Here is a 24,910-nt window from a genome sequence, read left to right on the forward strand (position 1 = left end):
CGATGCTGCACTTCACCAGCGACCAGTGGGTTCAGTGGCTCGGCGTCTACTTCTGGCCGATGCTGCGCATCATGGCGCTGATCTCCACCGCCCCCATTCTCAGCGAGAAATCGATACCCAAGCGCGTCAAGGTGGGACTGGGGATTATTATCTCCATTATCGTCGCGCCCTCTCTGCCCCCCGTGGATATTCCGATCTTCTCGGCGAACGCGGTGTGGGTGGCCTTGCAGCAGGTTATGATTGGCGTCGCCGTCGGCTTTACCATGCAGCTGGCCTTTGCCGCCGTGCGTACCGCGGGGGAACTGATTGGCCTGCAGATGGGGTTATCTTTTGCCACATTTGTCGATCCCGGCAGTCATCTCAACATGCCCGTTCTGGCGCGCATTATCGATCTGCTCGCCATGCTGCTGTTCCTGTCGTTCAACGGCCATCTGTGGCTAATCTCCATGCTGGTGGACACGTTCCATACCCTGCCGATTGGCGAAAACCCGGTGAACAGCAACGCTTTCCTGGCGCTCACCCGAGCGGCGGGGCTGATCTTCCTGAACGGGCTGATGCTGGCGTTACCCATCATCACCCTGCTGCTGACCGTCAACCTGGCTTTAGGTTTACTCAACCGAATGGCGCCGCAGCTTTCGGTGTTTGTCATTGGTTTTCCGCTGACGCTGACGGTCGGAATTTTATTAATGTCATTACTGATGCCACTGATCGCTCCCTTCTGTGAACATTTATTCGGCGAGATATTCAACCTGTTAGCGGATATTGTCAGCGAGCTGCCACGTAAATAATAGCCCTCACTGTTGGTATTGTCTTTCTGAGGATATTCCTAAAATAAAATGCGAAAAACATCTTCCAGGATATATCTGACGCGGTTTAATTGTTTCTAACCACCTCACAATACTTAATATTTACTTTACTTTAAGAAGATTCCTGGCAAATTATACGTAACTTTACGGGATAGTGAGTCCGCCTGAAAGTCTTTGTCATGCTCACAGGTTTATTATTTTTTTCCATCCCGTATGGCTGTTTTGAGCTCTCAGGCAGATGGTGAATTATCGTTACGCATTGAGTGAGGGTATGCCATGTCAACGATCATTATGGATTTATGCAGCTACACCCGGCTAGGGTTAACCGGGTACCTGGCAAGCAGAGGGGTAAGAAAGAGAGACATCAACGATGCACACACCGTTGACGAACTCGCAGCCGCTTGTGACGAACTAAAACCAGGCGTGGTGTTTATTAATGAGGACTGTTTTATTCACGATCCAGCCAACAGTCAGCACATTAAGCAAATCATTAATCAGCATCCAAAAACCCTGTTTATTGTTTTTATGGCGATCGCGAATATCCATTTCGATGAGTATTTGTTGGTCCGTAAAAATTTATTGATCAGTTCTAAATCGATTAAACCCGAGTCGCTGGATGACATTTTGGGTGATTATTTGAATAAAGAAGTTAAAAATGTAGGAGCGGTTAACTTACCCACCCTATCATTAAGCAGGACTGAATCAAGTATGCTGCGAATGTGGATGGCGGGACAAGGAACTATTCAGATCTCCGACCAGATGAATATTAAAGCGAAAACCGTTTCGTCACACAAAGGAAATATTAAACGGAAAATTAAAACGCATAATAAGCAAGTGATCTACCACGTGGTACGCCTGACCGATAATGTGACGAACGGGATTTTCGTCAACATGCGTTAGTCGCTTAAGACCCTGTGCACCCTACCTTTGATCTCTGGCCTGGCCAGAGATTTTTGCTTCTGCAGAGGATGTCGGGCCGCGATGCGCTACCCGACGCCGTGTTAGTCTGCTTTCTCAACAAAGATACCGTCAGGATGCCCCAGTTCGTTAAAAAACCAAATGCCGAGCGGGTAGTCTTCCAGTGATACCAGGTACATTGTCCCTTCACTAAACTCTTCAATTGCCAGCACCACACCCGGGCGGCGCGGCCCACCGTCCGTTTTAACGGTTACCCGATCGTTGACCTTCATACATTCCTCCTCTGGTTTTGAGCCAGTGTAGAACAAAACGCAAAAACGCACATCGCCGCCCGGCGTGAATGGCGTTTTTATACACAGGCTATACTTAACCCTGGACACGTTTGCAGGTTGAAAGAGGAGTCCCGCAATGAAGACGGATAAAGAGTACAGCGATACCATCAAGCGCGAAGTCGAGGTGGATGTCGATGCCCTGCTGGCCGCCATCAATGAGATCAGTGAGTCAGAAGTCCGCCGCTCGGACGACAATTCGGACCGCGTTATTGTCAACGGAAGGGATTATCACACCTATCGTGAGCTGGCGGAGGCCTTCGAGCTCGATATTCACGACTTTAGCGTGTCTGAAGCCAATCGTTAGGGCGAAAAAAATCCCGGTCATGGGGATGACCGGGATCAAAACTTGCTTATGCAAGAAGCACTTGAAAATTCGTTACACCAGGAAATCTGATGTACAAGCCACACTATCCCCAACGAATTTGTCTGACAAGCATATATTCTTATGATGAATATAATATTTTTAACATAATGCTTTTCGCTATGAGCAATAACATACGCCGAATGCGGGTTTGCCAGGGAATACTCTCATTTCTCCTGTTAACAATTCGGTTATTTTTTAGGAATTTTCTTAGATAAGGATGCAGCCGTTACCGGGAGCCACTATGCCTTCACTGCGGGATAACTTGCTGATTTTTTCTGACCTGGACGGCTCGTTGCTGGATATTCATACCTATGACTGGCAACCCGCCATGCCCTGGTTGGACAAACTGCTGGATAATCAGATTCCGGTCATTCTCTGCAGCAGCAAGACCGCGGCGGAGATGATGGATATCCAGCAGGATCTTGGGCTTGAAGGCTTGCCTTTTATTGCCGAGAACGGCGCGGTGATTCAGCCTGACGTGCGCTGGGATAAGGTTCAGCGCCAGACCAGAGGGATGACGCACCGGGATATTCGTCCGCGGATCGAGCAGATTCGTCTGCAGACGGGCTTTAAATTCACCACCTTTGACGATGTGGATGAGCACGTTATCAGCGAGTGGACCGGGCTGACGCGCTACCGTTCGTCGCTTGCCCGCAAGCATGAAGCGTCCGTCACGCTCATCTGGCGCGATACCGACGAGAAAATGGTTCAGTTTGAAGAGGAACTGGCGAATATCGGCCTGAAATGCCTGCAGGGTGCGCGGTTCTGGCATATTCTGGACGCCCGCTGCGGCAAAGACGTAGCGGTGAACTGGCTGATTGCACAGTATCGCGAGCAGGACGAGATCGAGCCGACCACGCTGGGGCTCGGCGACGGTCCTAACGATGCGCCGCTGCTCGACAGCGTTGACTTCGCGGTGGTGATTAAGGGGATTAATCGCCAGGGCATCACGCTACTGGATGATAACCCTGCCCGCGTTTATCACACCCAGCAGCCCGGCCCGGCAGGCTGGCGGGAGGGGCTGGATCACTTCCTGTCCTGATCTCGCCACACGACCCGGTTACGCCCGCTCTGCTTGGCCTCATAGAGCCGGACGTCCGCCACGGACTGCAGCTGCTCAAAATCGTAGTTACCCGCTTCATCCGCGCTGCTGACCCCCAGTGACGCGCTGATGCGCAGGGTCGTGCTTTTCTTCACCAGGATCTCCTTACTGTTGATTCGGCAACGAATGCGATCCGCGACGCCTCTCGCCTCCTCCAGACCAATCCCAGGCAAGACGACGCAAAACTCTTCCCCGCCCACGCGCCCTGCCACATCATTCTTGCGTAACGCGCTGGCAATCAGTCCTGCCGTGTGGGAGAGCACCTTATCACCGGCCTGATGGCCGAAGCGGTCGTTGATGTTTTTAAAATGGTCGAGATCGATCTGAATCACCGAGAACGGCAGCGACTGCTGGCGACAGGTTTCTGCCAGCATTTTTGCGCGGTCGAACAGCGCGCCGCGATTATTCAGCCGCGTAAGCGGATCGTGCCAGGCCTGCCACTGGAGGGAGTGCTGAAGCGTATACATGTTACTCACCATCCGGCGGATCACCAGCCACGAGATCAACAGCATGGCGGTAAAGAGCGCCCACAGCAGCGCCAGTACGATACTGATGCTACCAAAGTCATCCTGTACCCCTTCATGCAGAGTGTGGATCCGCAGGACGACGCCATCGAAGTGATCGAGCCGCTCCCAGGTAATAAACCGGCTCCCGAGGCGGATACCGCCGCCGGTATCATGCTCAATCGCCTGGGCAATCTGCGCCGCTTCGCGTTCGTCAAAATGGTTAACCGGGCTTCCCGCGTGGGCTGAGGTGGCGATCATATTTAGCCGGGTATCGTACAGCTGATACTCTCCCTCCGTTCGATCTTCCGTCGCATCGGCCAGCAGACGCTGCATCGTGCTCAATGTAAAGTCCATCGCCACGACGCCGTACCAGTAACGATCGAAATAGATGGGGACGCTGGCGGTGATCGTTCGTTCATCCCCGGTCCAGGATGAAGGCGTGGAGATAAACCAGCGCACGGCGCGGGCGCGGTTGTTACGTTCTGACTGCTGGGTAAACCAGGACTGCGTGACCAGATTATAATAGCGGGCGGTAATATCACCCGCCCGATCCGGCGTATCCGTGGAAAGGAAAAATCCGGCGCGGGAGACGTAGATCACTCGCGCTTCCGTTTGCGCTCTCGACGACGCCAGTCTGAGCAAATAGCCCACTTCGAGCGCGGCAGAAATTTCATGGCTTATGCGTTCAGCGTCCCGATTGAGAAGCGTGGTTTTTTCGACAAAGGCGTCCGAGACCCCGTTAATGGGAAGGGTACGTTTTTTATCAACGGCAAGCTGCCAGGTGGAGAGCATGCGGACGGTATTGAAGCGTGACACCGCATCCTGTAAGACTTCAAAGGCCAGCGGCGTCTCGATTGCATCATGCATGCCCTGGCGAAATAACAGCAGCCTGTCGATGCTGTTCTGTAACTGCCTGTCCAGAGAGCTGGCCACCGTATCCAGATGATTGCGCTGGCTGGAGATGTATGCCTCTTCCAGCACCACCACCTCACGCCAGGTAAGTAGAGTGGAAAATACCAGAACGATCAGAAAACAGAGATTAACAATCCGCCCCGGATTGCTACGCTTATGCAGCCATTGCAAAAAAGATTGTCTTACAACAAAGGTATCGCGCTGCACACACACTCCATGATCGCTACCTAACACCCAGTACCAGAGATAAAAACGCCCGGCAAAGCCGGGCGTTATGTGATTAAGCCTTGTCCCGCTTGTGCTGCCCGTCACCCGGCTGAAGCTCATCTTCACGAAATGCTTCCCGCTTGATGCTATAGCCATCGTGCCACCGGCATTCCACCATTCCGCTGGAATACCCGGTGACGATCATACGTGGGCCGCCCTTTTTAGGCTTAACTTCATCACTGACCAAAAAGACCATACCTGCCTCCTGTATCAGGGTGAAACTGTTTCAATTTAGACGAGGAATGGTCTTTTTGCATCCTGCCGCGGGTAACAATTAGTGCGACGTGCCGCGAATTTTCTCAACCAGCTTCACCGCCGCAACGACGATAGCGCCAATGATAAAGCCCAGCACCAGATTCAGCAGGGTGGGTAGAATCGCCGCGATAACGGCCCCCTGCGTGGAGGAGAAATGTTCGATGGCATGGTGCAGCGGCGCAATACCGTGAACCACAATTCCGCCGCCCACGAGGAACATCGCCAGCGTGCCCACCACCGACAAACTCTTCATCAGCCAGGGCGCCAGCACCAGCAGGCTTTTGCCGATGCCTCTTGCTACCGCGCTCGACTTTTCTTCCAGCCAGTAGCCAATATCGTCCAGCTTGACGATCAGCCCCACCAGACCGTACACGCCCACGGTGACCAGAATCGCAATGCCGGAGAGGATCAGCACCTGGTTCAGAAGCGGCGCGTCAGAGACAATCCCCAGCGTAATCGCGACGATTTCCGCAGACAGGATAAAGTCGGTCCGAATGGCGCCTTTGACCTTATCACGCTCGAAGGTTTTCGGATCCTGCGCGGCCAGCGCTTCAAGACGCTGCTGGCGTACCTCCGGCGTATCGCTCTGCTTGCTCGCGCTAAAGGAGTGGAGCACCTTCTCCACACCCTCGAAGCAGAGAAATGCCCCACCGATCATCAGCAACGGCGTGATGGCCCAGGGGATAAAGGCGCTGATCAGCAGCGCCAGCGGCACCAGGATCACCTTATTCAGGAAAGAGCCTTTCGCCACGCCCCACACCACCGGCAGTTCACGGTTTGCCCTCACCCCACTCACCTGCTGAGCGTTAAGCGATAAATCATCGCCCAGCACGCCTGCGGTTTTCTTCGCCGCCAGTTTCCCCATCACTGAAATGTCGTCCAGTAAGGTGGCAATATCATCCAGCAATGTTAATAAGCTACTTCCTGCCAAAATCTTAATCCTTCATTTTTTGGTAATTAAGTGAATAGTATGGAGCAAAAGCGCCAACCCGGAAACAGGCACCTTACGTCAACAAAAAATTCACATCTGCCACACAATTAAAGGGCTCGCCAGCGCGATAGTTTTCGCGTTTACTATCAGCGAACTTTTTATTTCGTCGTGAGGGATTATGCGTTTCCGGCAATTGCTACCGCTCATCGGGGCACTCTTTTCGCTGTACATCATCTGGGGGTCAACCTACTTTGTCATTCGCATCGGCGTGGAAAGCTGGCCGCCGCTGATGATGGCGGGCATTCGTTTTCTCTCGGCGGGCATCCTGCTGCTTGCCTTCCTGCTGCTGCGCGGGCATAAGCTTCCCCCGCTGCGTCCGATGCTGAATGCCGCCCTGATCGGCCTGCTGCTGCTGGCTGTGGGGAACGGATTTGTGACGATTGCCGAGCACCAGAACGTACCGTCCGGGATCGCCGCCGTGGTCGTTGCCACCGTACCGCTGTTTACCCTGTGCTTCAGCCGCCTCTTTGGTATCCGCACCCGCAAGCTGGAGTGGCTGGGTATTGGGATTGGCCTTGCTGGCATCATTCTGCTGAATAGCGGCGGTAACCTGAGCGGGAATCCGTGGGGTGCAGTCATCATCCTGATTGGCTCGATGAGCTGGGCGTTTGGTTCCGTGTACGGTTCGCGTATCGAACTGCCTACCGGCATGATGGCGGGCGCAATCGAGATGCTTGCCGCCGGGATTGTACTGCTGCTCGCCTCCATGCTTACGGGAGAAAAGCTGACAACCCTGCCGCCGCTGTCGGGCTTGCTGGCGGTAGGCTACCTGGCGCTGTTCGGCTCTATCATCGCCATTAACGCCTATATGTTCCTGATCCGCAATGTCTCTCCGGCTGTCGCCACCAGCTACGCTTACGTCAACCCGGTCGTGGCCGTGCTGCTCGGGACAGGACTGGGGGGAGAAACGCTCTCGCCAGTGGAATGGATTGCATTAGGGATCATTGTGTTTGCCGTCGTGCTGGTCACGCTGGGCAAATATTTGCTGCCGGCAAAACCGGTAGTCACGCCTTGCGAGGCGGAGAAACCGTAAGCAGGTGAATGCCCTGCGTGTCGATCTGCGCGGTCTGGCCGCCGCCGCAGATCCACTCTTCAAGCCGTTCGGTCAGATCGGTATCATTCAGCTTTAATCTGCCTCTCAGCGCACACTCCCAGACAATCAGCACCCGCCAGCCCTGCTCAATAAGCGTCGAGAGGTCCCGCTCGTCGCGCTCGACGTTTTTAGCAATCTTATCCAGCCAGAAATCGGTGCGCGTCGCGGGGACTTTAAACAGGTAGCAGTCGTGATGGTGCCAGAAACAGCCGTGGGTAAAGATGATGCACTGCCAGGCGTCGATGACGAAATCGGGACGCCCCGCCAGGGCGGGATCCTGGACGCGGAAGTCAAACCCCGCCTGCGTCAGCAGCGCGGCCAGGCGCTTTTCAATCGCGGTGTCACGCGTGCCGATGGCACGCATGTTTTTACTGCGCGTCGCCTTATCGTGAACGTCCGTCATTGACGGCCTCACTCTGGCGGAGCGCCACCGCCTGCCTGATGCGCGAGGCCAGCAGCTTTGCGACCGCCGCAAACGCGGGAACGACCACAGAATTACCAAACTGGCGGTACGCCTGGGTATCCGAAACCGGAATCCGGAAACCGTAGCCTTGCGGCGTTTCAAAGCCCATCAGCCGGGCGCATTCCCGCGGCGTTAAGCGTCGCGGACGGTGACGCTGGTTGTGCGGATCGTCGAAATCTTTTTCACCCAGCGCCTTGTCCCATCCTCTGTCGATCAGGATTTCCGCGCCGTCTTTATAGTAGCGAGCAGACAGCGTGCGGGTGACGCTGTGCGGATCGTTAGGGTTTACCATCCCAAAGCCGAAGCCGTTACCTTTCGCCTGGTGCTTCTTGGCATAGCGGTAGAGGTATTTCCACAGCACCGGGGTCAGGATAAATTTCGCGTCGACGACCGGTTCCAGCAGGTCGGCCACGGTGGGACGCCGCTCGGGATACAGAGAGGGTATATCCCGCAGGGTAAAATCGCCTTTCAGATTGAGATCGCGACGGAAGCCCACCAGCACGATACGTTCGCGATGCTGGGGCAGGAAATGTTTCCCATCAATAATTTTAGGGTCGTCCGCCCCCATGTCCTGTGAATCGGCCACGTCATAACCCAGCTCATCCAGGGTTTGCATGATAATGCGGAAGGTTTTCCCGCCGTCGTGGCTTTTTAAATTTTTGACGTTTTCCAGCACAAAGATGGGCGGGCGGCGGGCGTCAATAATGCGCGCCACATCAAAAAAAAGCGTTCCCTGCGTATCGCAGGCGAAACCGTGGGCGCGTCCAAGGGCATTCTTTTTGGAGACGCCCGCCAGCGAGAAGGGCTGACACGGGAAGCCTGCCAGCAGCACGTCATGCGCCGGGATCGTCTGACGAATGTGCTCGGCGGCCTGTTCATCGCTCACGCCGCTTTTATGGCTCAGGGTCACATCGCGGATATCCGCGTTGAAATGATGCTCGTTCGGATCGCAGTACCAGTTAGCCTTGTAGGTGCGTACGGCATGTTTGTTCCACTCGCTGGTAAACACGCACTGTCCGCCGATGGCTTCAAAACCGTGCCGGATGCCGCCGATACCGGCAAAAAGATCGATAAAGCGGAAGGCATAGTTCGGGTGCGCGGCAGAAGGACGCGGAAGCAGGTTTTGCAGATAACGATACTCGCCTTCACTCAGGCGACGCCCTGCTCGCTCGCTGGTCAGCAGGCGTTTAAGGATCGCCGGGCTCCAGTGGCTCTCGCCGTGCGCCACCAGCAGGCTGGCCAGCGTTTTAGCATCATAGATATCCAACAGCTGGCGCAGTAAGGCCTGCACCGTTGCCGTTGATTTCTCAGCCTGCGCGGGCGCGGGCTCTGTCACTGATCGATTTTCCTGCATTCTTTTAACCGGAGAATAAAGACTGGAAACAGATTACCACAGTTCAGTTGCGCAAACTGCGACGGAAACGGCTCAGCACCTGGCTATCCAGCCCGAGGCAGTCGCCGTGTAATTCGGCGCTGAGTTTCGCCATAAACTGGATCAGGAAATCGGCATTGTGACGTGCCAGTTCGCGGCCCATGTCCGTTTGCATTGTATCAGGCAATCGCAGCAGCTTGGTCTGAAAATGGTCGAGGGCAAACGCACGGTCGTCGAGGGGACGCGCATCGGCGAAGGGATCGTTAGCATCAAAAAGCGACACGCCCAGCGCGCCCGAGACGGCAAAAACGCGCGCCAGGCCGATAGCGCCTAACGCTTCCAGCCGGTCTGCATCCTGCACAATTTTGGCCTCCATGCTCTGCGGCGCAATCCCGGCGCTGAAGCTGTGCGCCTCAATCGCGTGCCCGACGGCGGCAATATGCTCTGGCGGAAAGTCCGGGAAGTCGTGGCGCAGAATGTCGCTCGTCTTAAGCGCCGCGAGCCGTGACGACCGGCTGCGTTCAGGATGATTTTTCGGCAGGCTGACAATATCGTGAAAATAGCATGCGGTCAGAATCACCAGCGGCTCGACCATGTGGTGAACCATGATTTTTTGCGCCGTCATCCAGACCCGACGAAAATGCGAAATATCATGTGCGGTATCGTCGGTGCTGTGATTCTCCTCGAGCCAGTGCTCAAATCGTTGCTGCCACCGGGCAAGTTCCATCGTCATGTCCTGTCGTCTAAAAGAGAAAGAATTATAACACAGGTAAACTAAACCAATTAAAAAATAGAAATTCGAAATACTTAATAATAATTACACCCTATAAATTCAAGCAACTAATTCACAGGAAAAATAAAGAGACTAATTGAAATATTTAGCAATATTTAAAAGGTTTTAATTACATTTGTTTTTAGAACTAAATAACACATCCTGGAATAGTATCCATCCTGTAATTGCGGGGAGTGATTACATATATTCATATAAATTATCTTTCAAGGGAATATATAATGAAAAGAAAAGTTTTGGCAATTATTGCACCTGCATTATTAATTGCAGGCATAGCAAATGCGGCTGAAGTTTACAACAGCAATGGCAATAAACTCGACCTGTACGGTAAAGTAGATGGTCTGCATTATTTCTCTGACGACACGGGATCAGATGGCGACGTAAGCTACGTTCGTCTGGGCTTCAAAGGCGAAACGCAGATCAACGACCTGCTTAGCGGCTATGGCCAGTGGGAATATAATATTCAGGCTAACAAAACAGAGAACTCAGGCAATCAGTCATGGACACGCCTTGGCTTCGCTGGTCTGAAATTTGGTGAATACGGTTCATTCGACTACGGTCGTAACTACGGCGTGGTTTACGATGTTGAAGGCTGGACCGATATGCTGCCTGAGTTCGGCGGAGATTCCTATACCTATACCGATAACTTTATGACCGGCCGTACAAACGGTGTTGCAACCTACCGTAATAATGATTTCTTTGGTCTGGCTCAGGGCCTGGATTTCGCTATTCAGTATCAAGGCAATAACGAAAGCGCCTCTAACGATCAGGAAGGTACTAACAATGGCCGTGATATCCGCAAAGAAAACGGAGACGGTTGGGGTATTTCAACCTCCTACGATTTCGGTATGGGATTCAACGCCGCCGCTGCATATGCTTCATCTGACCGTACCAACGACCAGGTTACCAAAACAACAGCCGGTGGTGACAAGGCTGACGTCTGGACTGTTGGCTTGAAATACGATGCCAACGATATCTATCTGGCAACCATGTATGCAGAAACCCGCAATATGACGCCTTACGGTGACTTCGGCGTTGCTAATAAAACTCAGAACTTTGAAGTGACAGCGCAGTATCAGTTTGATTTCGGCCTGCGCCCTGCGGTCTCTTTCCTGATGTCTAAAGGTAAGGATCTGAATTCCTTCTACGGAAGTGATAAAGATCTGGTGAAATATGCTGACGTGGGTGCGACCTATTATTTCAACAAAAATATGTCCACCTATGTTGACTACAAAATCAACCTGCTGGATGAAGATGACAATTTCTACAACGCGAATGGCATCAGCACCGATGACATCTTAGCAGTCGGTCTTGTTTATCAGTTCTAATCCCCAAAATACCAAAGGCCGCAATTGCGGCCTTTTTTATTTCTTCATTTTTATTATGGCGCTTCCTGCAGCGCCACCCGAATAAACCCGTTATTCTGCGCCAGCAGTTCATGGGCCTTCCACGCATCCAGCCCTGTGAGCACCATCAATACCGCCGTTTTACAGTGATGGTTACAGCTCTCCAGCGCGGCTTTTGCTTCAGCCCGGGAGCATCCCCCCGCTTCCATCACGATGGCGATTTGGCGTTCGGCCCATTTGGTGTTGCTTGCCTCAAGATCCACGCGCAGGTTGCTATAAACCCGTCCGGTCCGAACGGCCAGCCCTGTAGCGATCATTGATAGGATCATTTTCTGCGCGATCCCCGCTTTGGTGTTGATATAGCCTGCGACGACATCGGCACCCAGCTCCGGAGCGATAACCATGCTCGCCAGATGCGCGGCTTCACTTTGCGCATCGCCGGTAATGATGGCCACAGGCGAACCCAGCGACCACGCATGGCGCATTGCCCCCCAGACCCACGGCGTTTTTCCGCTGACGGTCACGGCCAGCATCATATCGTGTTCACCAAACTTAATGGCCTGCAGATCGGCAACGCCGCGCTCGTAGCTCCCTTCCCCTTCTTGTGCCGTAACGGCAATCACCGGGGTTTTGCCCGGCGCATACTCATCGGTAACCTGTTGCGCAACGCGCCCAGACGGCCCCTCGCCAACGATGACCAGGCGACCGCCGTGGCTGAGCGCCGCGGCGGCGTTGTCTACCACGCGTGCAATAGTATCTAAACAGGGGGTAATAGCAGCAGAAATGAGTGCATCATCCTGGTGAATGACTTTCAGCATGTCCAGCGTGGACAATCTATCAATATTCATCGTGCTGGCGTGCCGTCTTTCCCTGACCGAACCGGTAAGCATAACGCTCATAAACAGCCTCCTTATTATGAGTACCCACACACTATAAAGTGTTTTATATAGATGACCTGCGAGGAGGGTCACGAAAAGAGGACCAAATCCACGCCTTTACATGGCTTTAAGAAAAGCGCGTCATCGGCGATAATTACCCCCTTTCTTAATCATCGCGGAGTGTTGATGAGCGATTTGCAGCCTTTCCTTCCGACGCGCAAGCGCCCCATGAAACTCAATACGCTGGTCACGCTGATGGTGTGCGCGATTATTGCCTCTGTGCTGCTGGTGGTCTTTGCGCTCTACTCCGTACAAATCACCCGGGCGACCCGTGATGATGTTAAAGATACTGCGCTCGGCATTGCCCGCACCCTCGCCGACAGCCCCGAGATACAGCGCGGCCTGATGCAGGCACCGCAGGAGAATATTATTCAGCCTATCGCCCAGGCGGTGACGAAGCGAAACGATCTGCTGTTCACCGTGGTCACCGATATGCGCGGGATCCGCTATTCACACCCGAACGAGGCGCTGCTGGGGCTGCATTTTATCGGCGATGATTTAACCCCTGCGCTGGAAGGCAAAGAGAACGTATCGGTTAACCGGGGCGCGCTCGCCGAAGCGCTGCGCGTTTTTACGCCCGTCTACGACGGCCAGCACGAGCAGATCGGCGTGGTGGTAGTCGGTATCTCCCTGAATAAGGTTGAAGAGCAGATTGCCCGCGGGCGGCTAAACGCCGTCTGGACCATTTTATTCAGTATTTTTATGAGCTCCATGGCAATTTGGGGTCTGGTGCGGGTACTGAAACGCATCCTGTTCGGGCTCGAACCTTACGAAATTTCCGCCCTGTTCGAACAGCGTCAGGCAATGCTGCAGTCGCTTCGCGAAGGGGTTCTGGCCGTCGATATTCACGGGCGCGTGACGATGATCAACCAGACCGCCAGAGAAATATTGCTTCTCCCCTCCGGCAAGCAGACCGAAAACGCCAGCGCGCCCCTGCTGGCCAGCCTGCGTGACGTCTCGAAGACGGGCGTTGCGCGCCAGGATCAGGAGATCAGCTGCAACGGTAGGCTATTGCTGTGCAACATGGTCCCCGTGAAAAGTCAGGATCGGGTGATCGGCGCCATCACCACCTTTCGTGATAAAACGGAAATCAGCCAGCTGATGCAGCGTCTGGACGGCATGGTTAACTACGTCGATGCCCTGCGCGCCCACACCCACGAGTTTATGAATAAACTGCATGTGATACTCGGCCTGCTGAATATTAAGCGCTACGACAAGCTGGAAGAGTACATTCTCCAGACGGCACATCATTACCAGACGGATATCGGTACGATACAGAGCAAGGTAAAATCCCCGGTGGTTGCCGGGTTCCTGCTGGGTAAAATCAACCGGGCGAAAGAAGCGGGCGTCACCCTGACGCTGGCGGATGAAAGCCAGATACCGGATACCGCAAGTGAAGAGCAGGTCGCGGTGCTGATCACCGCGCTGGGCAACCTCATTGAAAATGCGCTCGACGCGATGGAAGGACAGCAGGAGGGCGAGATCGGCCTGCTGCTGCATTATCAGAACGGCTGGCTCAGCTGTGAAGTCAGCGACGATGGCCCCGGCATTGATCCCACTCAGCTGGAGTCTATTTTTACAAAGGGCTTCTCAACAAAAGGTGAAAACCGCGGCGTTGGGCTGTTCCTTGCTCGCCAGCAGATTCAGAACCTCGGCGGCGATATCTCCGTCGAGTCTGAGCCCGGCGTATTTACCCAATTTTTTGTTCACATCCCCTGGGATAGCGAGAGGAAAATCGCGTGATAAATGTGTTAATTGTCGATGATGACGCCATGGTGGCCGACCTCAACCGTCTGTACGTCAACCGTGTTGAAGGCTTTACCTGCAGTGGCGTCGCCTCCACGCTAAACCAGGCCGAGGCCATCATTAATGACCCCAGCCATCCTGTCGATCTGGTGCTGCTGGATGTCTATATGCAGCAGGATAACGGGCTGGATCTGCTGCCCGTCATTCGCGCATCCGGCCGCCCAATCGACGTGATCATGATCACCTCGGCCGCCGACGCCGCCACGATCCAGACCTCCATTCACTACGGCGTGGTGGATTATTTGATCAAGCCTTTCCAGTTCCCGCGCTTTGAAGAGGCGCTGAACGGCTGGAAGGCAAAGCATAGCCTGATGGGTTCGCACCAGTATTACGAGCAGGCCGACGTCGACCGGCTGATCCACGGCGGGGCACCGGAACTGGCTGACAGCAAAAAGCTGCCGAAGGGATTAACGCCGCAAACGCTGCGCACGATTTGCCAGTGGATTGACGCTCATCCGGAGACGGAGTTTTCTACCGATGACCTGGCAAATGCGGTCAATATCTCCCGCGTGTCCTGTCGCAAATACCTGATTTGGCTCGCCCAAATCAACATTCTGTTCACCAGCATTCACTACGGCGCCACCGGGCGTCCGGTGTATCGCTACCGCCTCCAGCCGGAGCAGACGGGCCTGCTCAAACAATACTGCCAGTAACGCGGTAGGTATCATCCAGCAGGGTAAAGCGGAAGTGGTGTGCTGAAGAGAACACCACTTCTTTTGTTTTGGTCACAAAGATCGCTTCTATGTCGGGACGCGCGCGCAGCGCAGCGCGGCCCTTCTCCACGCCCATGCCGTACATCAGCGTGGTCCAGATATCGCCGTCGATGGAATCTTTTGAAATGATGGTCACGCTGTCCAGTTCGTTATCCAGCGGATACCCGGTGCGCGGATCGAGAATGTGGTGATAGCGTTTGCCGTCTTGTTCAAAATAGCGCTCGTACGTTCCCGACGTCACGACGGACAGGTTCTCTACGGTCATAGTGCCGATCAGCGCGTCACCGGCGAACGGTTTTTTCAGCCCGACGCTCCAGCCCCCTTCCGGCGAGCCTAACGTCTGAATGTTTCCGCCGAGGTTAATCAGCCCCAGCTCAGCGCCCTCTTTATGCAGGTAATCCCGCACCCTGTCGGCGATGTAGCCTTTGGCAATCGCCCCCAGATCGATCTCCATCCCCGCTCTGGTCAGAAACACGCTGCTGCTGGCCTCATCAAGGAGAACATCCTCGGGGCGGGTAATCGCCAGCAGCGAGGCGATTTCATCGGCAGGCGGAACGCTGTCCCCCTGAAAGCCTATTTTCCAGCGCTTCACCAGCGGACCGATCGCCAGGTTAAAGGCGCTGTCCTTGAGCAAACTTGCCGCTTTTGCACAGCGGATCAGATCAAACACCGGCCGGCTGACGGTGACCGGATGGTGGCCCGCAGCATGGTTAATATCCATCACCTGCGAATGCGCGCGGTTAACGGTGAGCAGATCTTCGTACTGTTTGATCAGACGAAACACGCGGGACGCGAGGGCTTCGTCATGGGAGAAGAGCTTCAGGAGGATGGGTGAGCCCATCAGAACGGCGGAGTAACTGTAAACGCGATGGCTATCAGGCATGGCAGGAATCCTCAGATGTCGCCCCGGCAGGCACCGCGCCGCCGGGGAAAATGCCGGATAGCGCTACGCGTATCCGGCCCGGGAAGCAGGTGCCTCACATCTTTTTCGAACGCAGAGCCGCCTGATGTCCTGCAAGGGTACCAAAAATAATGATATCTGCCACCGCGTTACCGCCGATACGGTTGCCGCCGTGGATCCCGCCGACCACTTCACCGGCCGCAAACGCGCCCGGCAGCACGTTATGGTTGCTGTCCAGCACGCAGGTTTCGGTGTTGATGGTCACGCCGCCCATGGTGTGGTGCACCCCCGGCGCAATCTGAATGGCGTAGAATGGCCCTTCATTGATTGGCGCACGCAGCGCGGTGGTACGACCAAAGTCATCATCGTGCTGTTTTTCAACGAAACCGTTGTAACGTTCCAGGGTCGCCAGGAAAGCGTGGTGATCCATACCGAGCGCTTCCGCCAGAGCTTTTGGCGAGCTGGCGCTGGTCACGAAGCCTTTGGCAATGTACTCATCAGCGGCTTTGTTTTTGGCGCGTACGTGCTCGTCAAAGACGATGTAAGCGTATTTCTCCGGCAGCGCGATGATTGCAGCCGAGACTTTATCGCGGGTCGACATTTCATTATAGAATCGCTCCCCTTTCTGATTGACCAGAATCGCACCGCCCCCGCGGATGGATTCGGAAATCAGGTACGAGGTTTTCTGCTCAACGGTTGGGTGAATTTGAATTTCTCCCATATCGACAGTGCCAGCCCCGATGCGCTCCAGCAGCGCGATGCCGCCACCGGTCGCCCCTTTGTGGTTGGTGGTGACGAAACCTTCCAGATCCGGACGATATTTCACGACCATCTGGCTGTTGGCGCTGAAGCCGCCTGTGGCGACAATCACGCTTTTCGCTGCCACGGTGACGGTTTCATTCTCTTCGGTGGTCAGGCGCACGCCGGTGACTTCACCGTTTTCGAAGATAATGTCGCTGACGGAGGTATCCAGCATTACCTCGATGTTGCGTTTGTTGACGTTACGCACCAGGCCGCTAATCAGGTAACCGCCCACCGCAGAACCGTCTTTTGGACGGTGAGTACGGTCGATGCTCATCCCGCCGGTGGTGGTGATGTCGTTCAGCATGATGCCGCGCGTTGCCAGCCACTCAATAGCCTGCGGCGCGTTCTCGACGAAGCGGCGCAGCAGTTCCGGGTTGTTCTTGTTGCCGCCGCCTTTCAGGCTTTCCTGGTAGAACAGCTCTTTGCTGTCCTGAATGCCCCTCACGCGCTGGAAGCGGGTTTCGGCGGCGTTCATACCGGCAGAGGCTTTAATGGTGTTCCCACCGATGGTTGGCATTTTCTCGACGATCAGCACGCTCGCGCCTTCGTCGTGAGCCTGAATCGCCGCAGCCAGACCGGCGCCGCCGCTGCCGACAACCACCACGTCCACACTGCGGGTTTCGTTCGGGTCAACGCCCTCTTCCGCTGCCAGCGCTTTGCTGGATTTCAGCATCGCTTTAGACACCGCTTTCTTCACCGCCTCGCTCTGGCTGGTGGCGCCGGTGATGGCATCCACGTGCGGGGTGTTGGCATCCAGAATGCGGGTGCGGATCTCTTCAAAGCTGGTGACAAACTCAACGTCTTCGCTCGGGCCAGAGGCCAGCTCGATGTCCGCAATGCGGTCGGTTTCCAGACTGACGTTAATCACCAGCTCGTTCGCGTCGTCCTGCACCTTCTCAGTAAACATGCCCGGTTTGAATTTCGATTCGCCCATGCTCATGTCGCGGATCATCGCTTCCACCAGCGAGAAGCGCCACAGCGGCTCTGGAATGTTCAGCGCCTCGCGCTGGGTGCTGTCCATAAACAGCTCCAGGTTTTCCCCGGCCGCGATGCGGTCGGTCCAGTTCGGGTAAGCGATGGTGGCACGGCCAACGGCAATCAGGTCGTAACCGTGGTCCAGCGCTTCATTGGCATCGGCGGCATTCACCACGCCGCCCACGCCCATCACCGGTACCTGAGCCAGCGTTTCAGAACGCATCGCGCAGTATTTTTCGATAAGCGGCGTCGGGTCCTGGGTGTCAACAATGGAAGGACGCAGGGTCGCGCCGACGGAGAAGTGGAGGTAGTCCACGCCGCGAGCCGCCAGTTTTTCCAGCAGGTACATGGTGTCTTCAAAGCGAATGCCCGGCACTTCAAGCTCTTCAGGAGAGAAGCGGTAGCCAATAATAAAGGCGTCGTCCGCGTACTGGCGCACCATTTTGTGGGTGATATCCAGAACCGCCAGCGGGAACTTCGCGCGGTTATCGCGGCTGCCGCCCCACTCGTCGTCACGCTGGTTAGAGTTTGGCGAATAGAACTGCTGAATCAGATAGGTGTTCGCCCCGTGGATTTCCACGCCGTCGAAGCCGGCCTGGATCGCGCGGCGCACCGCTTCACCAAACTTGCCGATCATGCCTTCGACTTCTTCGCCAGTCAGCGCCACTGGCGTTGCTGCGCCCTCACGCGGCGCGGCAACAGCGCTTGGGCCAACCGGCGTACGGCCACCGATCAGTTTCGGGTCAACCATGCGGCCGCCGTGGTAGATCTGCAGCAGGGCCTTTGACCCTTTGGATTTAATCGCCTCCGCGATTTTCGCCAGCCCGGCAATTTTCTCGTCATTATCAATCCCGATCGCGCCCGGGAAGGCGAGGCCGAGATCGTCAACGAAGCAACACTCCACAATGATGGTGCCGATGCTGCCGGAACGAGCACGATAGTACTCCACCAGTTCGCTGGTAACGGTGCCGTCGTAATAGCCGGTACAGGTGGTCATAGGGGCCATTAACAAACGGTTTTTCAGTTCAGTGCCATTCGGTAATGTGAAGGGGCTAAGAATGCGTTCGTTAGTGCTCATAATAGAAACTCCAAACTTTTAAAAAATTAAGAATTCGTTATCGGAGTGATTTTTTAGTTCGTCGTTATTTGCCGATGTCATGATATTAATATAATGATTTTTTTAGTTTCTAAAGTTATTACGTTAGTTAATAAACTATTTAATCCCTGCAATAACACAAATAACACATTGGTGTTAGAGAATGTAATTTAGTCATTCACAATAATTTAAAATTCGTTAAATAAAAATTGGTAAAACCAATTTCCGTATCACATTAAAAACAATAAAAAACAATAAGATAAAAAAAACAAAGAAGGCATAGATGTTACAAAAATGATAAAACAAACCAATAAAACAGGTAATACCCACATACGCCTGAGTGGTTATTAATAAAAGCATAAAAATAACGCTGCAATTCTGTTTTTTTGATCGCGATCAATAGTTATGGCATCCAAAGGCGCAATATAAAAACATCATCAATTTTTAATTTAGCGCCTCCACAAAAGCGTTAAATTGCTATTACTGAAAATACAAAACCGCACCTTTAATAACTAAAGAAAGCAAAGAAACTTAAGAAAGTGATTTTGTTTTTTCAGTACGACCGAATCTTTGACAACTTAAGACGTGAAACTATGAATACAAAAACTGCTGTAACGCCCCCTGTGGCGAACCAGGCATCAAATGGAAACGCAAAACGTCTGCTGATGATGGCACTGCCCGTCATCGTCGCCGTACTGCTGCTGTTTGTTCCGGTACCGGAAGGCCTGCCTCCTTACGCGTGGCACTACTTCGCAATCTTTGTCGGCGTGATCGTCGGTTTGATCTTCGAACCGCTGCCGGGTGCGGTGATCGGTCTGACCGGCGTGGTCGCCATTGCCCTGTGCAGCCAGTGGGTGCTGTTTAGCCCTGAACAGCTGGCCGATCCAAAATTCAAGCTGGCGGGCGCCTCCTTTAAATGGGCGGTAAGCGGGTTTGGTAACTCTACCGTCTGGCTGATTTTCGGTGCCTTTATGTTCGCCGCAGGCTATGACAAAACCCGCTTCGGCCGCCGTCTGGCGCTGATTCTGGTGAAATACCTCGGCCGTCGCAGCCTGACGCTCGGTTACGCAATTACGTTTGCTGACCTGCTGCTGGCGCCGTTCACCCCGTCCAACACCGCGCGTAGCGGCGGAACCATCTACCCGATCATCGCTAACCTGCCGCCGCTGTACGGTTCAAAACCTAATGACCCAAGCGCGCGTAAGATTGGTTCGTACCTGATGTGGGTGGCGATCACCGCGGCCTGTATCACCAGTTCAATGTTCCTCTCCGCCCTCGCGCCAAACCTGCTGGCCCTGGCGCTGGTGAAAAGTACGGTTGGGATTGATATCTCCTGGGGCACCTGGTTCCTCGCCTTCCTGCCGCTGGGTATCCTGCTGATTCTGACCATGCCGCTGCTGGCCTACTGGTTCTACCCGCCTGAAGTTAAGGTCAACAACGAAGTGCCGCTGTGGGCGACCCGCGAACTGGAAAAACTCGGCAAACTGTCCCGCAATGAAATTCTGCTGCTGGTGTTCGTGTGCTGCGCGCTGCTGATGTGGATCTTCGCCGCCGCGTGGATTGAACCCGCTATGGCTGCCCTGCTCATCGTCGGCCTGATGCTGTGGACCGGCGTGCTGGAGTGGAACGACATCACCGGTAACAAAGCCGCGTGGAACACCTTCGTCTGGTTCGCCACCCTGGTTGCGCTGGCGGACGGTCTCTCCTCTACCGGCTTTATCAGCTGGCTGGGTAAAGAAGGCGGTCTGCTGATGAGCGGTATCTCTCCGGGCGTGGCGACCATCGTCCTGCTGCTGGCGTTCTACCTGCTGCACTACCTGTTTGCCAGCACCACCGCGCACACTACGGCGCTACTGCCAGCGATGCTGACCATCGCTTCCACCATCCCGGGCATGAATATGGAAGTGTTTGTTCTGCTGATGGTGACCTCGCTGGGCGTGATGGGGATCATCACCCCGTACGGTACTGGCCCAAGCCCGATCTACTACGGTAGCGGCTACCTGCCAACCAAAGACTACTGGCGCCTCGGCACCATCTTCGGTGCCATCTTCCTGGCGGCCCTGCTGCTGATTGGCTATCCGTGGATGTCCATGATGTTCTGATTCCTGACCGCCGGACTTCTCCTCCGGCGGTTTTATTTTTTGTGGAGCAATACGCTATGTCAAACAAACCGTTTATCTACCAGAACCCCTTCCCTCTTGCGCATGACGACACCGAATACTACCTGCTGACCAAAGAGCACGTCTCCGTTGCCGAGTTCGAAGGCCAGGAAATCCTGAAGGTGGAGCCGGAAGCTCTGACCCTGCTGGCGCAGCAGGCCTTCCACGACGCCGCGTTTATGCTGCGTCCTTCCCATCAGAAGCAGGTTGCCGCCATTCTCAACGATCCGGAAGCCAGCCAGAACGATAAGTACGTTGCCCTGCAGTTCCTGCGTAACTCTGAAATCGCGGCCAAAGGCGTGCTGCCGACCTGCCAGGATACCGGCACCGCGATCGTCATGGGTAAAAAAGGCCAGCGCGTCTGGACCGGCGGCGGTGACGAAGCGGCCCTGAGCCAGGGCGTGTATAACACCTACATTGAAGACAACCTGCGCTACTCGCAGAATGCGGCGCTGGATATGTATAAAGAGGTGAACACCGGCACCAACCTGCCGGCGCAGATTGACCTCTACAGCATGGACGGGGACGAATACAAATTCCTGTGCATGGCAAAAGGCGGCGGTTCTGCCAACAAAACCTATCTCTACCAGGAAACCAAAGCGCTGATCACCCCGGCTAAGCTGAAAAATTACCTGGTTGAGAAGATGCGTACCCTGGGGACAGCAGCCTGCCCGCCGTACCACATTGCCTTTGTTATCGGCGGAACCTCGGCGGAAGCCACGCTGAAAACCGTGAAGCTGGCCTCCACGCGCTACTACGACGCCCTGCCGACGGAAGGTAACGAACACGGCCAGGCTTTCCGCGACGTTCAGCTCGAACAGGAGCTGCTTCAGGAAGCACAGAACCTCGGCCTGGGCGCGCAGTTTGGCGGTAAATACTTCGCCCACGACATCCGCGTGATCCGCCTGCCGCGCCACGGCGCGTCCTGCCCGATTGGCATGGGCGTCTCCTGCTCCGCGGACCGCAACATCAAAGCGAAAATCAACCGCGACGGGATCTGGATTGAGAAGCTGGAGCACAACCCGGGTCAGTATATTCCTGAATCGCTGCGCCAGCAGGGTGAAGGCGACGTGGTCAGCATCGATCTGAACAAGCCGATGAACGAGATCCTGGCGCAGCTTTCCGCACACCCGGTCTCTACCCGCCTGTCGCTGAACGGGACCATCATCGTGGCGCGCGACATCGCCCACGCGAAGCTGAAAGAGCTAATCGACAACGGTGAGGAACTGCCGCAGTACGTCAAAGATCACCCGATCTACTACGCGGGCCCGGCCAAAACGCCGGAAGGCTACGCGTCTGGCTCGCTCGGCCCAACCACGGCGGGACGCATGGATTCATATGTGGACCTGCTGCAGTCCCACGGCGCGAGCATGATCATGCTGGCAAAAGGCAACCGCAGCCAGCAGGTAACCGACGCCTGCCATAAGCACGGCGGCTTCTACCTGGGCAGCATCGGCGGCCCGGCGGCGGTGCTGGCGCAAAACAGCATTAAGAGCCTGGAATGCGTCGCGTATCCGGAGCTGGGAATGGAAGCCATCTGGAAAATCGAAGTCGAGAACTTCCCGGCGTTTATCCTGGTGGATGACAAAGGCAACGATTTCTTCCAGCAGATCCAGAACCAGCAGTGTAAAGGCTGTTCACAGCGCTGAGTGCTTCCATACGTCCGGCAAGAGCGACAGCGTTTCAGCGATTGTGCTGCGCTTGTCGCTCCCCGGCTTCCAGATGGTGACCATCGTCTGACCAATTCCCTGGCTGCCCACTTCGGTGTGCAGCCTTTTTACGTTTTGCCACTGCCCGGCGTGAAAATGCGTCGGTAAGAATCCCCAGCCGCAGCCGCGCTCCAGCAGACCGCGCAGCATCTCCGGCTCATTGGTAAAGAGAGTATGCCCGGAAATCTGCAGGCGGCGCGCCACCGGCTCGTCCGAGGCGGGGTGCATGACGACCTGGGGCACAAGGGAAAGATCGAGCAGCGACAGAGGTGAAGCACTGTCCGCAAACAGCCCGCTGGCGGCATAAAAATCCATATCGATGGCACCCAGGGCACGCCACTCCATATCGTTGCCCACGCTGCGGTTGCGTGCCTGGCAGATGGCGAGATCCGCGTCGTTTTTCGCCAGCAGCCGTTCCGATTCATCCCGCGAGGCGCAGATAAGGCTCAGGCGAATTTTTCGCACCGCCATTTCAGCAATCACCCCATGCAGAAAGGCTCTGGGCGTAAAAGGATCGTAGGCCAGCGTCAGGTCCTGCGTGGCACCGTGCGACACCTCTCTGGCAAACGCCTCAAAGGCTTTTACCTGCCGCATCAGCAGGTGCGCCTGGCGCTGAAGCTGTTCCCCTTCGGGGGTGAGCCGCAGGGTGCGGCCGTCGCGAATAAACAGCGCGTAGCCCAACCCATCCTCAAGAAAATCAACCAGATCGCGAAGCGTCGTTCGGTCCTTCTTCAGCGCCACCGCGGCTTTACTCAGGCTCCCGTTCTCGGCCACGGCGGTAAATGCCTCGAGCTGTGCAAAAGAGTAAATCAGTCCCGCCACGCTACGCTCCCTCTGTTTTTTGGGGGGATTTTCCCCCGCTATGCGTTTTTTATTATAGCTCCGGGGTTTTTAAACTGAAGCCGTTCCTAACCTGTAAGAGACGGATATGAAAAACAGAAAAGTAAACCATGCCCTGCTGGCGGGCCTTATCTTCAGCACCCTAATCTCCCCTGCGGCAGTGGCCGCCTGTAAAGGCACCGACCTCAGCGCTTGCCCTGCCCCCTTCGACACCACGCTGCCTGACACCCATAAGATGCTCACCTGGAGTCAGGCCGATCGCGTGGTGGGCTTTCGCAATGACTACCGCAACTACGCCGGGGACGTTTTCCGCCACGGTAGCGCCGTGCCGCTGGAAATGTCGGACAAGCCGCTCACGGACGCACACTATCAGGTCAACGGCAGGCGCTACGGCCTTAAGGACTACCTCCAGCGGCAGAACGTCAGCGGCATGCTGGTGCTGAAGGACGGCAAAATCGCCTGGAAGTATCTTGGAGAGGGCAACACCGACTCCACGCTCTGGACCTCGCGCTCGGTTGGGAAATCGGTGGTATCGGCGCTGGTGGGCGTAGCCCTCAAAGAGGGAAAGATCCACTCGCTTGACGATCGGATCACGCGGTATGAACCCGATCTGAAAGGCACCGCGTGGGACGGTGTGACGCTCAGACAGCTGATCACCCATACGTCCGGCGTGGCCTGGAACGAGGATTACACCAACCCCCACTCCGACTTTGCGCAGCTCACCGAGTGCGAGGCGAAGCCGGGTACCTATGACTGCGTGCGCAAGCTGGTGAAGGGGCTGCGCAGGGCGCATCCGGCCGGAGAGAACTGGTCTTACTCTTCGGGCGGTGCCTGGCTGCTGGGTGACGTGCTGGAGCGGGCCACCGGCATGACGCTCGCAGCCTATCTGGAGAAAAGCATCTGGCAGCCTTACGGCATGGCGAGCGACGGCGTGTGGCATGCCTACAGCAAAGGCCAGCACGACGTCGGCGCGCACGGCTTTAACGCCACGCTGGAGGACTGGGGACGCTTCGGGCAATTTATCCTGAACAACGGTACGCTGCCGAACGGTAAGACCGTACTGCCGGAAAACTGGATAAGGCAGTCGTCAGACTGGACGAAGGCCAAAGGCTCGGTGTCAGACGCCCATCCCGATGGGCTGTACGGCTATCAGTGGTGGAACAATGAAGTGCCCGCCAACGCCACGGGCGTAGAGCCGACGGCACAGGATTCGCTGAAAGGTTCGCTCTGGGCGCTGGGCATTTTCGGGCAGATGATCGTGGTGAACCCAAAGGAAAATCTGGTCATCGTCCAGTGGTCTACCTGGCCGCAGGCGGAACCGTCCTTCAGCGCCCAGCCGCTGGAAGCCTCTCTGATGTTTAGCGCGATTGCCAGGGCGCTGCGCTAAATTGCATCCGCCGGGTAATGAAGCGGTTACCCGGCTCATTCTGAAACGCGCCTCTGCGCCACATC

At 55.3% G+C, this 24,910-nt stretch carries 22 protein-coding genes; 11 read left to right on the forward strand and 11 right to left on the reverse strand.

Annotated elements, in window-relative coordinates:
- Positions 1–2: 2 nt before the first annotated feature.
- Together fliR and rcsA are read left to right on the forward strand one after the other, a co-directional pair.
- On the forward strand, positions 3–788 hold the full coding sequence (gene fliR, locus ELK40_RS14465) for a flagellar biosynthetic protein FliR (protein ID WP_008500314.1): 786 nt from the start codon (positions 3–5) through the stop codon (positions 786–788).
- 294 nt (positions 789–1,082) lie between these two features.
- Entirely contained in the window at positions 1,083–1,706 is a 624-nt protein-coding gene (gene rcsA, locus ELK40_RS14470) for a transcriptional regulator RcsA (RefSeq protein ID WP_008500313.1), read from the forward strand.
- Between the two features lie 101 nt (positions 1,707–1,807).
- Here the strand turns inward: rcsA and dsrB are convergent, their stop codons facing one another.
- Entirely contained in the window at positions 1,808–1,996 is a 189-nt protein-coding gene (gene dsrB, locus ELK40_RS22785) for a protein DsrB (protein WP_008500312.1), read from the reverse strand.
- A 136-nt stretch (positions 1,997–2,132) separates the two neighbouring features.
- Between dsrB and yodD the strand changes: the two genes are divergently transcribed.
- Complete coding sequence (yodD, locus tag ELK40_RS14480; RefSeq protein WP_008500310.1) at positions 2,133–2,360, forward strand: YodD family peroxide/acid resistance protein; 228 nt, start codon at positions 2,133–2,135, stop codon at positions 2,358–2,360.
- Positions 2,361–2,661: 301 nt separating this feature from the next.
- A complete protein-coding gene (locus ELK40_RS14485; protein ID WP_115875730.1) occupies positions 2,662–3,462 on the forward strand; it encodes a mannosyl-3-phosphoglycerate phosphatase-related protein in 801 nt (266 codons plus the stop codon).
- Here ELK40_RS14485 and dgcQ read toward each other — a convergent pair.
- The 3 genes from dgcQ to ELK40_RS14500 form a co-directional block, all read right to left on the reverse strand.
- Positions 3,447–5,147 carry a cellulose biosynthesis regulator diguanylate cyclase DgcQ gene (dgcQ, locus tag ELK40_RS14490; protein ID WP_127731520.1) on the reverse strand — a complete coding sequence of 567 codons (1,701 nt, stop codon included), beginning with the start codon at positions 5,145–5,147 and terminating at the stop codon, positions 3,447–3,449. The two genes, ELK40_RS14485 and dgcQ, sit on opposite strands and share 16 nt — an antisense overlap.
- 73 nt (positions 5,148–5,220) lie before the next feature.
- The gene (locus ELK40_RS14495) at positions 5,221–5,403 is read right to left on the reverse strand and encodes a DUF2158 domain-containing protein (protein WP_008500307.1); all 183 of its coding nucleotides are present in this window, start codon (positions 5,401–5,403) and stop codon (positions 5,221–5,223) included.
- Between the two features lie 78 nt (positions 5,404–5,481).
- On the reverse strand, positions 5,482–6,393 hold the full coding sequence (locus tag ELK40_RS14500; protein WP_127731522.1) for a DUF808 domain-containing protein: 912 nt from the start codon (positions 6,391–6,393) through the stop codon (positions 5,482–5,484).
- A 178-nt stretch (positions 6,394–6,571) separates the two neighbouring features.
- Between ELK40_RS14500 and yedA the strand changes: the two genes are divergently transcribed.
- Positions 6,572–7,486: a drug/metabolite exporter YedA gene (gene yedA, locus ELK40_RS14505; RefSeq protein ID WP_115875733.1), complete on the forward strand. Its 915-nt coding sequence runs from the start codon at positions 6,572–6,574 to the stop codon at positions 7,484–7,486.
- Here the strand turns inward: yedA and ELK40_RS14510 are convergent.
- From ELK40_RS14510 to ELK40_RS14520, 3 genes are all read right to left on the reverse strand, one after another.
- Positions 7,458–7,949 carry a very short patch repair endonuclease gene (locus ELK40_RS14510; RefSeq protein WP_127731524.1) on the reverse strand — a complete coding sequence of 164 codons (492 nt, stop codon included), beginning with the start codon at positions 7,947–7,949 and terminating at the stop codon, positions 7,458–7,460. The two genes, yedA and ELK40_RS14510, sit on opposite strands and share 29 nt — an antisense overlap.
- Complete coding sequence (locus ELK40_RS14515) at positions 7,930–9,345, reverse strand: DNA cytosine methyltransferase (RefSeq protein ID WP_127731526.1); 1,416 nt, start codon at positions 9,343–9,345, stop codon at positions 7,930–7,932. Before ELK40_RS14515 ends, ELK40_RS14510 begins: the two co-directional genes overlap by 20 nt.
- A 61-nt stretch (positions 9,346–9,406) precedes the next feature.
- Entirely contained in the window at positions 9,407–10,108 is a 702-nt protein-coding gene (locus tag ELK40_RS14520) for a phosphohydrolase (RefSeq protein ID WP_127731528.1), read from the reverse strand.
- 284 nt (positions 10,109–10,392) lie between these two features.
- On the opposite strand from ELK40_RS14520, the gene ompC reads away from it, so the two are divergent.
- A complete protein-coding gene (gene ompC / locus ELK40_RS14525; RefSeq protein ID WP_127731530.1) occupies positions 10,393–11,499 on the forward strand; it encodes a porin OmpC in 1,107 nt (368 codons plus the stop codon).
- A gap of 53 nt (positions 11,500–11,552) precedes the next feature.
- On the opposite strand, the gene ELK40_RS14530 is transcribed toward ompC, so the two are convergent.
- Positions 11,553–12,416 carry an N-acetylmuramic acid 6-phosphate etherase gene (locus tag ELK40_RS14530; RefSeq protein ID WP_127731532.1) on the reverse strand — a complete coding sequence of 288 codons (864 nt, stop codon included), beginning with the start codon at positions 12,414–12,416 and terminating at the stop codon, positions 11,553–11,555.
- Positions 12,417–12,581: 165 nt separating this feature from the next.
- On the opposite strand from ELK40_RS14530, the gene ELK40_RS14535 reads away from it, so the two are divergent.
- Positions 12,582–14,198 (forward strand): sensor histidine kinase, encoded by a 1,617-nt coding sequence (locus ELK40_RS14535; RefSeq protein WP_115875739.1) that lies wholly within the window; start codon positions 12,582–12,584, stop codon positions 14,196–14,198.
- Positions 14,195–14,914 (forward strand): two-component system response regulator DcuR, encoded by a 720-nt coding sequence (gene dcuR / locus ELK40_RS14540; RefSeq protein WP_127731534.1) that lies wholly within the window; start codon positions 14,195–14,197, stop codon positions 14,912–14,914. Before ELK40_RS14535 ends, dcuR begins: the two co-directional genes overlap by 4 nt.
- Here dcuR and ELK40_RS14545 read toward each other — a convergent pair.
- Positions 14,895–15,857, reverse strand: coding sequence for an FAD:protein FMN transferase (locus ELK40_RS14545; RefSeq protein ID WP_127731536.1), 963 nt, complete (start codon positions 15,855–15,857; stop codon positions 14,895–14,897). The two genes, dcuR and ELK40_RS14545, sit on opposite strands and share 20 nt — an antisense overlap.
- Positions 15,858–15,951: 94 nt before the next feature.
- Entirely contained in the window at positions 15,952–18,732 is a 2,781-nt protein-coding gene (locus ELK40_RS14550; RefSeq protein ID WP_127731538.1) for a flavocytochrome c, read from the reverse strand.
- A gap of 611 nt (positions 18,733–19,343) precedes the next feature.
- On the opposite strand from ELK40_RS14550, the gene ELK40_RS14555 reads away from it, so the two are divergent.
- Both ELK40_RS14555 and fumA read left to right on the forward strand, forming a co-directional pair.
- Positions 19,344–20,852, forward strand: coding sequence for an anion permease (locus ELK40_RS14555; RefSeq protein WP_023325580.1), 1,509 nt, complete (start codon positions 19,344–19,346; stop codon positions 20,850–20,852).
- Positions 20,853–20,908: 56 nt separating this feature from the next.
- On the forward strand, positions 20,909–22,558 hold the full coding sequence (gene fumA / locus ELK40_RS14560) for a class I fumarate hydratase FumA (RefSeq protein ID WP_127731540.1): 1,650 nt from the start codon (positions 20,909–20,911) through the stop codon (positions 22,556–22,558).
- Here fumA and ELK40_RS14565 read toward each other — a convergent pair.
- A complete protein-coding gene (locus tag ELK40_RS14565) occupies positions 22,547–23,440 on the reverse strand; it encodes a LysR family transcriptional regulator (protein WP_127731542.1) in 894 nt (297 codons plus the stop codon). The two genes, fumA and ELK40_RS14565, sit on opposite strands and share 12 nt — an antisense overlap.
- Positions 23,441–23,546: 106 nt before the next feature.
- Between ELK40_RS14565 and ELK40_RS14570 the strand changes: the two genes are divergently transcribed.
- The gene (locus ELK40_RS14570; protein WP_127731544.1) at positions 23,547–24,845 is read left to right on the forward strand and encodes a serine hydrolase; all 1,299 of its coding nucleotides are present in this window, start codon (positions 23,547–23,549) and stop codon (positions 24,843–24,845) included.
- The last annotated feature ends 65 nt before the right edge of the window (positions 24,846–24,910 follow it).

This window comes from Enterobacter sp. N18-03635 (assembly GCF_004006055.1).
In the GTDB taxonomy this organism is placed as follows: Bacteria; Pseudomonadota; Gammaproteobacteria; order Enterobacterales; family Enterobacteriaceae; genus Enterobacter; species Enterobacter vonholyi.

Bases quoted from the DNA above. Each gene is read 5' to 3' on its own strand.
- fliR (WP_008500314.1), top strand. From the start codon at position 3: ATGCTGCACTTCACCAGCGACCAGTGGGTTCAGTGGCTCGGCGTCTAC.
- rcsA (WP_008500313.1), top strand. From the start codon at position 1,083: ATGTCAACGATCATTATGGATTTATGCAGCTACACCCGGCTAGGGTTA.
- dsrB (WP_008500312.1), bottom strand. From the start codon at position 1,996: ATGAAGGTCAACGATCGGGTAACCGTTAAAACGGACGGTGGGCCGCGC.
- yodD (WP_008500310.1), top strand. From the start codon at position 2,133: ATGAAGACGGATAAAGAGTACAGCGATACCATCAAGCGCGAAGTCGAG.
- ELK40_RS14485 (WP_115875730.1), top strand. From the start codon at position 2,662: ATGCCTTCACTGCGGGATAACTTGCTGATTTTTTCTGACCTGGACGGC.
- ELK40_RS14495 (WP_008500307.1), bottom strand. From the start codon at position 5,403: ATGGTCTTTTTGGTCAGTGATGAAGTTAAGCCTAAAAAGGGCGGCCCA.
- yedA (WP_115875733.1), top strand. From the start codon at position 6,572: ATGCGTTTCCGGCAATTGCTACCGCTCATCGGGGCACTCTTTTCGCTG.
- ELK40_RS14510 (WP_127731524.1), bottom strand. From the start codon at position 7,949: ATGACGGACGTTCACGATAAGGCGACGCGCAGTAAAAACATGCGTGCC.
- ELK40_RS14520 (WP_127731528.1), bottom strand. From the start codon at position 10,108: ATGGAACTTGCCCGGTGGCAGCAACGATTTGAGCACTGGCTCGAGGAG.
- ompC (WP_127731530.1), top strand. From the start codon at position 10,393: ATGAAAAGAAAAGTTTTGGCAATTATTGCACCTGCATTATTAATTGCA.
- ELK40_RS14530 (WP_127731532.1), bottom strand. From the start codon at position 12,416: ATGAGCGTTATGCTTACCGGTTCGGTCAGGGAAAGACGGCACGCCAGC.
- ELK40_RS14535 (WP_115875739.1), top strand. From the start codon at position 12,582: ATGAGCGATTTGCAGCCTTTCCTTCCGACGCGCAAGCGCCCCATGAAA.
- ELK40_RS14545 (WP_127731536.1), bottom strand. From the start codon at position 15,857: ATGCCTGATAGCCATCGCGTTTACAGTTACTCCGCCGTTCTGATGGGC.
- ELK40_RS14550 (WP_127731538.1), bottom strand. From the start codon at position 18,732: ATGAGCACTAACGAACGCATTCTTAGCCCCTTCACATTACCGAATGGC.
- ELK40_RS14555 (WP_023325580.1), top strand. From the start codon at position 19,344: ATGAATACAAAAACTGCTGTAACGCCCCCTGTGGCGAACCAGGCATCA.
- fumA (WP_127731540.1), top strand. From the start codon at position 20,909: ATGTCAAACAAACCGTTTATCTACCAGAACCCCTTCCCTCTTGCGCAT.
- ELK40_RS14570 (WP_127731544.1), top strand. From the start codon at position 23,547: ATGAAAAACAGAAAAGTAAACCATGCCCTGCTGGCGGGCCTTATCTTC.